This is a genomic window from Desulfococcus multivorans, from assembly GCF_001854245.1.
Taxonomy (GTDB): Bacteria; Desulfobacterota; Desulfobacteria; order Desulfobacterales; family Desulfococcaceae; genus Desulfococcus; species Desulfococcus multivorans.
The window spans coordinates 3,604,266-3,617,642 of sequence record NZ_CP015381.1; the positions used below are offsets into that span (position 1 = coordinate 3,604,266).

A 13,377-nucleotide genomic window follows, 5' to 3' on the forward strand; every position below is an offset into this window, starting at 1 on the left:
TATTTCCTGAACATCCCTTCAGCACCATAATATCAGGTCAACCGTACCTGTGAATAAAGGGTTCGCCGGCGGCCCGATCCAGCCGATCCATGAATTTCCGTCCTTTTATGCAAGCGCCATCGCCCTGTTTGGGATCCACAACGCCGCCTGCTTGATCAACAAAGCCATCCCCACAATGTTACGCCGTCGGCGGACTTGACCCGTCGTCCGGAGGAAGAAACGCATCAGTTTCGATAAATACGGTCCACCCATGCCGGCATGTTGCATCCGGGATCGTTGAACGAGTCAAAGTGAGGTGGAAAATGCGCCATCCAGCGAACAGTTTTACAGTTAAAGACCTGCTCTGTTTCCCCAACCTCTCCGCGCCGCTATCCTACTACTTCGTTCCTCTCCACGCCGATCTCGACCGCAGCGAAACCGGCACCCCGCTCTGGAATCTCATCTCCCTGGGACAAACCGGCTACCTGATGTTGACCGCCGCCTGGCGCGCCTCCGAACAGTCGCTTGCCGCTCTGCGCACCGAAATTGCCCGGCAGGAGGCGATCGCCGACCCCACCACCCTCCGCCTGGCCCCGGCCCCGGCACAGGTTGCCCGCTGTAACCTGCTCCTGGGAGACGGCGCCGGGCAGTTCCAGGTGATAGCCACCAGCGCCACCTCCGGTATAGCGCCCTACTCAGCCCTGTTCAACCTTTTCCTGACCGAGGAGCAGTTTGCCGCGGTTGCCGCTGCCCTCACCGGCAACCCCAGGCGCCTGGCGGTGGAGTACGACGTCGCCTTGGCGGCCCCGGTCACGGGCAGCGCCCGGTTCATCCCCCTTTCATCTCAACTGCTCCCCCGGCTGGCCGAATATCTCGACAGCGGACCGCCTGGCTTTCGCCTCGCCCTGCAGGCGGCGGTTGAAGAGGGCCTGGCAATGATCGATATGGACCTGCCCGAGCAGGCGTCCGAAGGGCTGGTCAACGACCTCTACAACCGGGTCCTCGCCCGTGCCGCCGAACGCCTGCCCAGGCTGATCCGCACCCGGCACGGCGATTCGCTCACCGAATTTCAGGTGATGGTGAGCCTGACGACGGACGCTTTCCAACCCTTCCATCCCCGGGTGGATCTGGCATCGCTGAATCTGACCGGAAACCCGATTGGTTTTGTCGCCTCACGAACCCATGAGGCCGGTGCCGGAAAACAAGCGAAGAAACAGGCCCGGACGCGACAACTCCGGTTGAACTTCGACCCGCGGGGCGCCCCCATTGCCTGGATCCGCCTGCAGTGGGAAACGGCGCATGCCGTGCTCAAACCTCCCCTTTTCGGACCTGTCCGTATGGCCGGTCCCGCAGACCAACCGTTACGCCTGACCGTCGGGTATACCGATGGGTCCCCCACATTCAGAAAGGAGTTGATGCCGTCGCATGAGACTGAAATGCCGTTACGTCCCGAAGCGGTGGGCCTGACCCGGCTTGTCGTCGATGCCCGGCCGTTTGCGGCTTCGAACGTCCGCCGGGTAAAAGTCCGGCTGAGCTATCATCCGCCGCACCGTCCGGCTCCCCGCCAGTATTTTATCCAGTTTGAAAAGGATTCCTGGACCACATGGATCTGGCTGGTCTCCCCCACCCGGGCTCCGGAGCACTACCTGGATGCTCGCTGGCAGATCGTTTGCACGGATGGGAGCATCATCACCCCATCCGCTGCGATTCTTCGTTCCTCGGATTCCGTTCTGACGCTTTCAGGAGAAAAAGCCGATGTTACAAATTGACAAAGTACAGACCATTGAAGAGGTCACCGTCTATGGTGATCACGAAAAGATCAACGTCTTTTATCTCATTCCCCAGCAGCCCAGATACCGGCGCTATACGGACGGCAAGCTGGCCTTCAGCTTCATGAAATACCGCTTCCCCGTCGACCGGCCCGATGGTCGCAAAGGGGGCGGGTTCGTCCTGTTTGATGTCGAATTTGTCGTCGATGCCGCCAAGTTGCCGAAGATCAAGGAAGTCCTGGCCGGTCAGGTCGCTCAGGATGCCAACCGGTTGGGAATCTCTCCCGTACCGGATGTGATTTTCGGCCCGATCAACTACGCCAAAGGCACCACCCAGTTGATCGTCGCCGGGTCCGACGGGCTGTTTGTGGAAAAGCTCCACAACCCCGGCAAGCCCTCTCTGTACGGCAACAACATCGCCACCTTCGGACTGGAGCTGAGCGAAAACGGTGCCACCTTTTTCGAAGAGGCCATGAAAACCCCCGGCGGCTCCTCGGTTGCCGTCGTCTATGATCTCTGGTTCTGGGCGCGGCTGCCGGAGATCACCGTGGACGGCTACTTCTACGCCTCCAATTTCTACAGCTTCTACCAGACCATTGATACCGACTGGAACCTCTGGTCGGAGGACTCCTACCGGGAAACGATCCGTGAGCAGTTGATCCAGTCCGAAGCCATGGATCTGAAATTCGACTGGGGCCTGGTGGACGACGAAAAGATCCGCGGCCCCATCCGTGACTGGGCCACCCGCGCCCTTGAGGACGCGGTCGAGCGCAAGATGATCCAGGCGGTTGCGCCGGTACCCGACGACCAACGCAAGACCCCGGACGGCATTGAAGACGTCACCCGCGATATCTCCAACACCCAGATCTCCAATGTCACCATCCACTACAGCGAAGCGCAGTCCGTCGAGTGGAACATCGCTCCGCCCGGGCAGCTGCAGAGCATCGTGGACCAGAAAATGCCGGACGGCTCGCCGGTCAGGTGGGAGGACTACTTCCACGTGATTGACCTGGACGACGAGTTCTTCAGGCAACTGCGGGTCAACACCTTTGTCAACGCCGATTTCGATCATCTGCCCATCCGGTCGGTCGAAGTCAAGCTGTTGTACAACGGACGACCGATGGCCAACCTGGAACCCAACCAGCCCGAAGGCGAAGTGGTCCTCAACAAACCGGACGCCATCGGCAAATTTGCCGCTTACGTCGAAAACGACAACTGGAAATACAAGTACAGCTACCAGGTCAACTACATCGGCGAGAGCCGCATCTATCAGTCGCCGGAAGTCGAAACCAACGAGGGCAACCTGACGATCGGGGTCGACGATGTCGGTATTCTGGATGTGAGCGTCTCCGCCGGTGACCTGGACTGGAACGAAATTGATCGCGCCCTGGTCGTCTTCCGCTATGAGGATCGCAACGTCGAGCCGTTCGAAGACCAGTTCGTGCTCTCCCCCAGCCAGCTTACCCATAAAGTGCGGAAAGTCATCTTTGAGCCGATGCGCAAAAACTACAGATATCAGGTCAAATACTTCATGAAAAACGGCAAGGAAGTTCAGGGCAGCGAGCTGGAAAGCCGCTCTTCCAACCTGTTCATCAACGACGTGTTTGGCGGACGCAAAACCGTCAGCGTGCGCGGGGCCGGCGATTTCGCCAATCGCATCCAGTCGGTCTTCGTCAACCTGACCTACACCGACGTCCGGAACGACTACACCCAGACCCGCAGCCAGGCCCTGACCGCCGCCGTCACCTTCTTCGATTGGGTGATCCCGGTCATCAGCGAAACCGGGGGCAAAGTCACCTACAGCGCCGATGTGGTCTACAGGGACGGCACCAGCGAGCATATCCCCGAAACGCAAGCCGTCAGCGACACCATCCTCCTGCCGCCCCCGGTCGAGGCCTTCCTGGAAATCAACCTGGAGCCGGCGCTTCTGGATTGGACCCGGGTGAAACTGGTCCGGGCGTCGCTCAGCTACCACGATCCGGAAGGCGGGGTTTCGGTGGCCAAGGACTTCATTTTCAGCGCTCAGAAGGCCGCCGGCCAGACCTGGAAGATCGAGCTGAAGAACGGGGACCACAAGACCTATGCCTACAAAATCACCTACTTCATGATGGACGGCCTGCAGAAAACCATCGGGCCGAAGGACAGCACCGATCTGACCCTGATCCTCGACCCCGACGAAAGGAATACCGAGGCGATCCCATTGCGCAGGATCAAAGATACCCAGGTCGAGGCGGTGAAGCTGAAGACGGCCAGACAGATGGAGACCATCGGCTGGAAGTCTTTCGCGATCGAATCCGCCCAGGCAGAGCCTGCCGGGCAGGAAGCCGCCCGGCAAGAATAGCAAGAACAGATGGATCCGAAAGAGGTGGTCATGTCATCAGCTACCCTGCCAAGCAAGCCGCGGAATTTCACCCTTCCGGCTTGCGGCGGCAATTTTGACGTCAGGAGTCTGCTATGCTCTTTCTAAAGCCGCCGTATCTCATCATCGAAGGGGTTGCCGTCTTCCCCGACCATGCCAACGAGCGCCAGTTCTACTATCTGCCGGCAATGCCCCGAATATCCACCGTGTTTGATCCCACGGTTGGGCCGGATGGGGCTCAAATCCCGCAGATTTCGCTGATCAGGTTTCGTGACGCGCCCCAAAACGGCGGGTTTCTCACCTTTCAGGTCGACCTGGGCATCGACCGGGAGCGCCTGGATACCATTGCCGCCGAGTATAAGCGCATCACCCGGCTGCGCGATAACCCGATCCCCGCCCCGGTCATCCTCGAAAACGGCACCGTTCAGCTGATCATCCTGGGTGAAACAACGCCCCCACCGCCCGCAGCCGGCCGTCCGCCCGCCCCTCCCGACGATGCCGCCCGCCGGTTCGTGCTCAGGATCAACCCGCCCTATGCCGCCAAACCGGCGCTCTACGGCGATAATCAGGCCATCTTCTCGGTGGAACTGGACCAGGACGGCGTGCAGTTGATCGAAACCGCCCTGTTCCAGGGCGAACTGATGCCCGTCGGCGTCATCTACGCGTTGGACTTCTTCGCCCTGCGTCCCGCGTTCACCGTGAAAGTCAGCGCCGACTGGGATCGGGTCCAGACGCACTTTGAGGAGTCCTTCGGCTTTGATTACCTCTTTTCCTCGGTCGAGATCGACAATGTGGTGGACAAACTGATCGAAGATCGGGTGATCCGGATCGACGTCGATTCCTTCCTCCCTGAGGGGGAAGACGCCGGATCCTGGGTGGGGCGGCGGGACCAGGCCGTCAACGACTTCAAGGATATGGTTCTGGAGAGCTTCTTCGCGCCCAGCATCGAACCCGTGAAGGAAGAAGAGGACGGCTGGGACAAGTTCACCCACACCGCCGAACGACTGTCCCTCCTGGCGGCCACGGGCGGCTGGGGCGGCGTCACCAAGTTTTCGTATAAGCGGATCGACTACACCCGCGTGGATCAGAAGCGCATCAACCTGACCATGAACGAACGGGTCAGCGTCAAGCGCAGCATTTATCCGCAGGCCAACCTCAGGGGTCTGGGTCAGCCCATCCGCGATCTGATCACTCAGGGTCTGGTCGATCCTTCGCGCTTCTTACAATCGGTGACGCTCAACGATCCCTGGTTCCAGAAACGGCAGGTCAAAGCCCACGCCCTGGTCAACTTTGACAACGACAGCGTCGAAGCGCTCAACCTGACCCTGAAGTACGGCAGTGAGCCGAAAACCCTGCGCCTGACCAGGACCGAGGCCTCCGGCCGGCAAGAATGGAACAGCATCATCGCCGGCGGGATGATGCAGCGCGACGTGGCGTACCAGTATCGGGTGCTCTTCAAAAACGTCGATACGGCGGAACGCCCGGGGATCATCGATTCAGGCACCCTGACCACCCAGGGGGATGAGTTCGACCTCTCGCCCCGCGGCGAGGGACTCTATTTCATCGACGAGATCCAGTTCGGCGCCGACCTGCTTCCCTGGGAGCGGTTTCCGAACGTCTCGATCGAGGTGCGCTACACCGATGATCAGAATGACATCCACCTGGCCGAAACGTTTCTGCTCACCAGGGCCAGACCCGAGGCGACCTGGAAGCGCTTCCGCCTGGACGCCGCTCTCGACGGATACCAGGTGCGCATCGGCTATCTGGCCGCCGACCACCGCGACATCCATACCGGTTGGCAGACCACCAATCAGGAATTGTTCCTGATCCGCGATCCGCGGCCGACCCGGCGCACGGTCCAGGTGATCCCGGCCGTCTCCTGGGAACTTGCCTCGATGGTCATCGTCGAGATGACCTACGTGGACGAAGCCAACGGCGTGGAAGAGCGACAGACGCTTTCGTTCTTCAATACCGATCAGGATCGCCTGCCCAAAACCTTCACCGCCAACCTGGTTGATCCCGAAAACCGTCTGGTCGGCTATACCGCCGCCATTTTGCTCAAAGACAACCGGCTGATCAACATTCCCAGCTCGACCACGGCCGCTTCGGCCATCTTTATCCGCACCGACATGATCGGCCATCGCATCGTGACCGTCCAGCCGGCCCAGGTCAATTTTGCAGCAAACGGCATCCTGCGCATGGAAGCCGATCTGAATTTTGCCGACGACGGGGCCGGGCTGAGCTTTGCCGACAGCTTCACGTTCTGGTCACCTGGGGAGACGGGGTTCTTCGAGTATGACTATACCTCCGCCGAACGCAATAAATACACCTGTAAGGCGCGGTTGGTGATGGCCAACGGTCTGGTCCGGGAGCGGGACCTCGGCCTGCTCAATGGGGATCGGTTGATCCTGCCCGCGGCATAGACGCCGGCGTCATGCAACGGCACCAGCCTCCCGCAGAATGAGAGGGAACATCCTATGTTAATGACAGGCAGCAAAGTACAGACCATCGAAGGGATCACCGTTTTCCCGGATCATGCGGACCAGCAGCAATGGTGGTACCTGCCGGGTCCGGTAGGGCTGGCCCGGCGGAATAACGTCTCCCAGTTCACCCTCATCCGCTACCGCCCGGCCGTCGCCGACGGCGGCGTGCAGGGAGGCGGCTTTTTGACGATGGAGGTGGAACTCAGGCTCCTGCCCGCAGTGGAACGCGAGATCCTCAGCAGGCTCTCGAGCATGACCACCGGCCGGCCGCGGCTCTCCGTCGTTCCCTTTGACGAGGGCACGGTCCAGATCGTCGCCCTGAACATCCAGGGCAGCGGGGGCACCAACGCTCCCGCTCCCTTGCCGGGCGCCTTTGTGGCGGTCGAAGCCGTGCTGGGCGCCACCAAACCCTCCCTGGCCGGCAACAACAATGCCGTCTTCAGCCTGACCCTCAGCCAGGAGGGTTCGATTATCCTCGATCAGGCCTTCCGCCAGGGGGCCATGCCGGTCGGCGTCATCTATGACTTGAAATACACCGCCCTGCAGCCCGCCCTGGACGTCGAGATTAAAGCCAACTACAAACGGATCTACGACCACCTGAGTATGGGCATCGATCTGAGCGCCGGCGCGGTGATCTACGGCGTTCCGGTCTTTCTGGAGGCGGGCATCGACCTCGCCTTTGAAAAGCTCAGGCAGGACGGGGTGATTGAGATCAAGGTGATTAACTTCGCCAACAGCGCCGACGCTGCCGAGAAGGAGCAATGGGCCCTGGATTTCTTCAAGCAGCAGATCCTGGCCGAATGGTTCAAGCCCACCCTGCCTCCGGTCACCTTCGACAACGGCGGGACCCGCCCGCCTACCGGGACGGGCACCCCGACCGGGACGGGCACCTCGACCGGGGGTGGTGCGTCTACCGGGGGCGGTGCCTCCACCGGGGGCGGTGCCTCCACCGGGGGCGGTGCCTCCACCGGGGGCGGTGCCTCCACCGGAGGTGGTGCCTCCACCGGGGGCGGTGCCTCCACCGGGGGCGGCGCCTCCACCGGGGGCGGCGAACAACCCGAGAGTGGCGGCGGCCGGCTCATCGCTCGCTCCCCCACCAACCCGGTCGCCGCCGTCAAACCCCCTGCCCGGGAATCGCTCGGGCTCGTCGCCCCTCAATCGGTGGTCCGTGAAGTGTGGGCCTACCCCTTCCTGGAGACCGGACGCCAGGCCGCCCGCCTGGAGAAACGCGTCGAGCCGCCCACCCCCGGTTATGATATCCAGCTTTCCCAGCTCGCCACGAGCGACCAGGTGACCCTGACCTTTCTGGGCGGGGAAACCGCTCCGTCCGTGCGCATCAACCAGGTTGTGCAGACCCTGACCGACCAACGCCGGTTGACGCTGGATGTCGCCCCCGGGGCGTCCCTCGACATCAAGGCCGACTACCCGGCGGCCCCCGCCGTGCAGCAGGCGTTCCGCCTGTTCTTCGACTTTGACAAACCCCGCCCCCAGAACTGGTCGGTCCAGCCGCCCAGCCCCAGCTACCAGGGCTATCTCAACAACCGCACCAACCCGCTCGACTCGCGATTTGAAACCAGCACCGGCGGATCAACCGTTCCGATCGGCGGGGCGCGGGGCGCCGACGCCCTCCGCGCCTGGCTGCAAAACGTCCTGGGTTCTCCGAAGCGGGTCAGCGTGGATGCGTATGCCAGTTATGAAGGAGATCCCTCCAAAGCCGCCCACAACCGGGAGCTGACCCAGCGCCGCCTCGACGCGGCGATTGGCATCATCGGCAGCGCTGCCCAGATCACTTCCAGCGGCGCTCACGGCTTTGACGACGCCCATCAGGCCGGGCGAGTCAGCGACCCGAACGATCGGGTGGTGCTCGTCCGCGGCGCTTCCGCCGGGGGCAGGGCCGTCTCCATCCAGGGCACGCTCACCCGTCCGGCACCAACAGGCGGCGGCCAGCCGGCAGGCGGCGGTCAGCCAACGGGCGGCGGTCAGCCAACGCCCACCATCCCCAATATGCCGCCCATGGGCATCCGGCTGGCCTTCAGCCTGAAGAAGATCCAGCAGATCGAAGACAAAACCTTCACGCTCCGCTATAACCGTCAGTCGACCGTGCAGCGCAGTTACGCCCCCCAGGGATTGCTCCGTCTGCTGGCCGCCGACCTGGACGGACCGCCGCACTTCATTGAAGTCGACCTTGACAGTCCGTTCTTCCGCAAGCTCGACCTGGAGATTCAGGCGCCGCCCGTCTTCGAACAGATCGGGCTGCTCAAGTCCGATGTCGCCATCGAGTACGGCCGGCCTTCCGAACCGGCCACTTTCAAGTTCAAAGACGTCAGCTTTCGCCCCGGCGGGCCCCAGATCGAGCATGCCGCCTTCTTCCTCAACTCCCGGCTCGACCTGAATTACAGCTACACGCCCCAATACCACTTCGATCCCCTCTCCGGCTGGGACGGCGAAAAGCTCAGCTACGATCTGCCGAGGACCGCCACCCTGGACCGCACGCTGCTGATCAACCCCTTCCGCGACTTCGGCTTTATGGAAGTGAAGGTCGTCCCCGGTGACCTGGACCCGGGCATGATCGACTCGACCGAAGTCCACCTGCACTATGAAGACCCGGGCAAGTGGTCGCGAGACAAAGTCCTCACCGTTCAACCCTCCGGCCCCACCCAGACCTGGAAGCTCAGATTGAGCGATCCGGAGCGGCGCGAGTTCAGCTATCGCTTCGTTCACCGCCTCAAGGACGGCACCACCCGGGAAACCCGGCCCATCTCGACCGGCATCCCCTCGGTCACCGTGAACGACCCGTTTGAAGAACCGTTGATCGTCGAGTTCTTCCCCAACTACGACGGCTCCACGATCAACACCGTGTTTGTGAAGGTGGTCTATGCCGACCCACCCAACCGGATCCGCCGGGAAGAACAGCTGCGCTTCGTCGGGACGACCCAGGAATCCCAGCGGCTGCGCTTCGCCCGCCTGGATCCGACAGTGGACACGATTTCCTTCCAGATCACGATCCTCGGCAAGGACAACTCCGTCCGGCAGCTTTCTGCCGTGACCACGGAAAACTCAATCATCTTTCTCGGTGAACATTTGACCGGTGAATCGATAACCAAAAGGAGAACAACAATGGAAAGGACGACCAGCCACGGCACGGAAGCCTACAAGGGGGCAGAAGGAAAGAATTACGGATACCAGCAGCCAACCGAAGGAGGAAAAGGCGCCGAAACCAACCCGTCGGATGGGGACAAGCGCCAACTGGCCAGGGAAACCTTCGACAATTTGCTGGAGATCTTGTTTGGAGACACAGGCGGTACCCAGCCCGGCGGAACGACCACCGGTCAGCCCGACGGCAGCGGCGCCTACACGCCGGGCACGCCCACGCCGGGAACGGGTACCACCACCAATCCCGGCGGGCAGCCGCCCTCTGCGGAACAGCCCGCCGCCACTCCCGACAGGGGCGGCCACGCCGAGGAAGCCTTCGGGATTCCCGTCGGTTCCGTGCGCGAAAGCTTCCGTATGGAACGCGCCAGAGAGCAGGTTCGCAGAGCGGCATCCATCCAACCGTCTCCGGCCCCGACCGTGACATCCGGTCATCCGGCGGCCTACAAGCACCAGTCCGACGCCAACCGGGCGCCGTTCCGATCCGAGCGCATCTTCGCACCTTCCTATGGTCAGCATGGCCGCAGCGCGGTCCAAACCATGGAAGTCGTGGCCGCGTCAGCCGGCGCCGCCGGCCGGCCGGAATCCGCCCCCGCCGCCCCGCGCCTGGCCGGCATTCCGCTGGACGCCTACTGGGCCAGCTTCGGCTCGGCCGCTGAACGCGCCCAGGAACGCATCAGGATTGCCGCCAAGCCGGAGGCCGTGACGAGGCAAGTGCTCGAAATGATCATCGGCGCGGACGACCGCATCCAGGTCAACAACACTCAGGTCTATCCATGGCGCTGTATCTGCTCGCTGCTGATCACCGCCCAGACCGGCGGCATGTACCTTGGCACCGGCTGGCTGGTCAGCCCGCGCCTGCTGCTCACCGCAGGACACTGTGTGTACATGGCGGATGAAGGCGGATGGGCCGCCCAGATCGAAGTGATTCCGGGCCGAAACGGCACGACCTATCCCTACGGCAGCGTGATTTCCCGCGATTTCCGCAGCGTGATGGGCTGGACGGTCGACAATGACCGCGACTATGACTACGGCGCCATCCTGCTGCCCGAAGACCACCGCCTGGGCGACCAGTTGGGCTGGTTTGGCTTTGCCAATCGCGCCGACAGCCACTTGAGCGGTCTGACCCTCAACCTGGCCGGCTACCCTGGTGACGGCGGCCCGACCCACCAGGACGGCACCCAGTGGTTCAATTCCCGGGCGGTCAGCACGGTCAGGGAACGCCAGATCACCTATGAGATCGACACCTATGGCGGCCAGAGCGGATCCCCGGTCTGGGAGCTTTCTTCGGATGGCAGCCGGTACGGCGTGGGCATCCATACCTGGGGCACCACCGTCAACAACGGTGCCACCCGCATCACCCAGGACGTGTTCGACAACATCGTTTCCTGGACGGCGCAGGTGCCGTGAATGCAGAAGATCGCCAAGACCCGACGCTGCTTAAACGCCGGGTCTCGGCGCTCGGAAAACCGGGGCCGGCGGACGAACGTCCGGCTTCCGCGGATGAGGAAGGTCGGATGAACGACAAAGGATCCATTGCAGGACGGGTGGTGGACGCAGCCGGTCGGCCGGTCTCCGGGGTGACCATCACCATCAGCAGCAGCACACAGCCAACCAGCGACCTGGCGACCCTGACCAACGCCGATGGGCGCTTCCGGCTGAGCGGACTGGCGCCGGGTCCATACGGTCTCAGTGCTCACCGCCGAGGCCAACCGGTCGGCGAGGCCGAGGCCGAAGTCCGGCCCGGGCAGCCGGCGGAAGTCGAGATCCGGCTCCATGAATAGCGACCCGAGCCGCGTCGACACTCTCCATCCGGCGCTCGACCAGGCGCTGGCTGCATTCCCGGCGGAATTGGCCGCCCGTGCCGCCGCCGCGCTGCAGTACCTGCTGCGGGAACGCCTCGCCGGCGGCGGCAAAGACGCCTGGACTTCCAGCCGTCTGACGGGTGATGGTTTTCCGGTCGAGATCACCTTTACCACCGCCGATCAGCGGCTGCGCTACACCGTCGAACCGGCCGGCCCCCGGGCAGCTCCTGCAGAGCGGCTGGAAACCGCCATGCAGGCCGTCACCGATCTGGGCCCGGCTCCGATTTCCGCGGAAACGGCCGCCGCCTTCCGCAGCCTGCAACGCCCCGGCGGTCTCTTCTTTGGGGCCTATGTGGGCGGGCGACACAGTCCGGCGGACGATCAGTTCAAACTCTATGTGGAAACGCCCTTCGAGGCGGCAACCGACGGCTCGCTGCCGGCGGGGCCGGCAGGCCTGCTCGGTGACTACCCGCAGCCGCGCCGGATCGATCGCCCCGTCCACCTGCGTATGATCGCCTGGTCTCCGGCCTCCGACCAGTGGGAACTGTATTACCGGGTCAAGGATCTGGCCCCCCACCACCTGGCCGCCGTGCTGGCGCCCGCCGGTCTCGCCCACCTGGCCGACGAGCTGGAAGGTTATCTCCGGGAAACCTATGGCCATGCTTTTGCCGAACGGCTGCCGGGCGAATCGGTCGGGGTCAGCTATACCTGGCAGGCGGGCGAGACGGCGCACACCGCCACCCTGTTTTTTTTCGCCCGTACCTTCTGGGGGGGCGACGCCCGCATCCGGCGGGAGTTTGGGCGCTGGTCCACGGCTCTGGGCTGGGATGATCGCGAATACCAGCGGGTTACAGCGCCGCTGGCCGGCCGCCGCCTGTGGAAAACGTATCACGGCATCCTGGGCGTCACCCTGCTGCCCACCGGGGAACCGGCGCTCAGCATCGGTGTTCGCCCGCCGGAAACGACCCTGAAAACCCCGGCAGGCAAGCGGTGAATCCGGCGGCGGCCGAAATCGCACGCCTGCAGGACCCGGACGGCTGCTTCCCCTCCGAAGTGCTGGATCGGGAAGGTCGGCGCCCGGACTGCAACGGCTTTACCACGGCCCTGGTGCTGCGCCAACTGCGCCACCTGCCGGACGAGGTCCTGCCGACACGGACGTACTCCGCCGCCCTGGACTTCCTGGAAAGCTGCCGATCTTCCCAACTGGAAGGGGCTTTCGGCTTCCGGCCGGAGACGCAGCGCCCCGCCTGGGCACCCCGCCTGCCCGCCGACCTGGATGATACCGCCATCCTGACCCTGGAGTTGCTGCGGGCCGGACGGATCAGCCGTCGCGCCGGGTTGCGGACCGTCCTGACCGTGCTGGTTCCCCATCGGTTTTCGGGCCGGACGGGCGAGATCTACCCGCCCTGGGTCATGCCCGGGGCCTTCCTGACCTGGGTGGGGAAACCGGGCCGGCGCAACGTGATCGACTGCTGCGTGAATGCCAACGCCGCAGCGCTCATGGCCCGGGTGGGCGGCGCCGGCCTCCCCGGATACGCCGAAGCGGTCGGCACAATTACCCAGGGCGTCGCCTGGGCCGGCGGGCAGCCCAGCCGACAGCAGGCTGTCACGCCCTTTTATCCTTCGATTCACGGCTTGCACGAAGCCGTCGAACATGCCGTGGAATGCGGAGTGACCGACCTGGGCCCGACCCTCGCCCGGCTGCGGGAGCTGGCGGCCGGCGCTCCCCCCGCCCGTGGCTGCTGCTGCAGCGCTTACGGGGGCACCGTCTGGAGCTGTCCCGCCCTGGTCGCCGCCCAGGCGCTGCGCCGGATCCAAATGTCAGCCTAACG

The 13,377-nt window shown here is 63.5% G+C and carries 7 protein-coding genes; all 7 read left to right on the plus strand.

Annotated features, from left to right (window positions below):
* Window positions 1–302 precede the first annotated feature (302 nt).
* The 7 genes from dmul_RS15800 to dmul_RS15830 all read left to right on the plus strand — a co-directional run bounded on the left by dmul_RS15800 (window position 303) and on the right by dmul_RS15830 (window position 13,375).
* Window positions 303–1,748 (plus strand): hypothetical protein, encoded by a 1,446-nt coding sequence (locus dmul_RS15800; protein ID WP_020877788.1) that lies wholly within the window; start codon window positions 303–305, stop codon window positions 1,746–1,748.
* Entirely contained in the window at window positions 1,735–4,089 is a 2,355-nt protein-coding gene (locus dmul_RS15805) for a hypothetical protein (protein WP_020877789.1), read from the plus strand. The genes dmul_RS15800 and dmul_RS15805 overlap by 14 nt, the downstream gene beginning before the upstream one ends.
* 113 nt (window positions 4,090–4,202) lie before the next feature.
* Window positions 4,203–6,530, plus strand: coding sequence for a hypothetical protein (locus tag dmul_RS15810; RefSeq protein ID WP_020877790.1), 2,328 nt, complete (start codon window positions 4,203–4,205; stop codon window positions 6,528–6,530).
* 54 nt (window positions 6,531–6,584) lie between these two features.
* Window positions 6,585–11,150 carry a trypsin-like serine peptidase gene (locus dmul_RS21100; protein WP_020877791.1) on the plus strand — a complete coding sequence of 1,522 codons (4,566 nt, stop codon included), beginning with the start codon at window positions 6,585–6,587 and terminating at the stop codon, window positions 11,148–11,150.
* A 107-nt stretch (window positions 11,151–11,257) separates the two neighbouring features.
* Window positions 11,258–11,524: a carboxypeptidase-like regulatory domain-containing protein gene (locus tag dmul_RS15820; protein WP_020877792.1), complete on the plus strand. Its 267-nt coding sequence runs from the start codon at window positions 11,258–11,260 to the stop codon at window positions 11,522–11,524.
* Window positions 11,517–12,539 carry a hypothetical protein gene (locus tag dmul_RS15825; protein ID WP_020877793.1) on the plus strand — a complete coding sequence of 341 codons (1,023 nt, stop codon included), beginning with the start codon at window positions 11,517–11,519 and terminating at the stop codon, window positions 12,537–12,539. Before dmul_RS15820 ends, dmul_RS15825 begins: the two co-directional genes overlap by 8 nt.
* Entirely contained in the window at window positions 12,422–13,375 is a 954-nt protein-coding gene (locus dmul_RS15830) for a hypothetical protein (protein ID WP_144016385.1), read from the plus strand. The genes dmul_RS15825 and dmul_RS15830 overlap by 118 nt, the downstream gene beginning before the upstream one ends.
* Window positions 13,376–13,377 lie beyond the last annotated feature (2 nt).

Bases quoted from the DNA above. Each gene is read 5' to 3' on its own strand.
- dmul_RS15800 (WP_020877788.1), top strand. From the start codon at position 303: ATGCGCCATCCAGCGAACAGTTTTACAGTTAAAGACCTGCTCTGTTTC.
- dmul_RS15805 (WP_020877789.1), top strand. From the start codon at position 1,735: ATGTTACAAATTGACAAAGTACAGACCATTGAAGAGGTCACCGTCTAT.
- dmul_RS15810 (WP_020877790.1), top strand. From the start codon at position 4,203: ATGCTCTTTCTAAAGCCGCCGTATCTCATCATCGAAGGGGTTGCCGTC.
- dmul_RS21100 (WP_020877791.1), top strand. From the start codon at position 6,585: ATGTTAATGACAGGCAGCAAAGTACAGACCATCGAAGGGATCACCGTT.
- dmul_RS15820 (WP_020877792.1), top strand. From the start codon at position 11,258: ATGAACGACAAAGGATCCATTGCAGGACGGGTGGTGGACGCAGCCGGT.
- dmul_RS15825 (WP_020877793.1), top strand. From the start codon at position 11,517: ATGAATAGCGACCCGAGCCGCGTCGACACTCTCCATCCGGCGCTCGAC.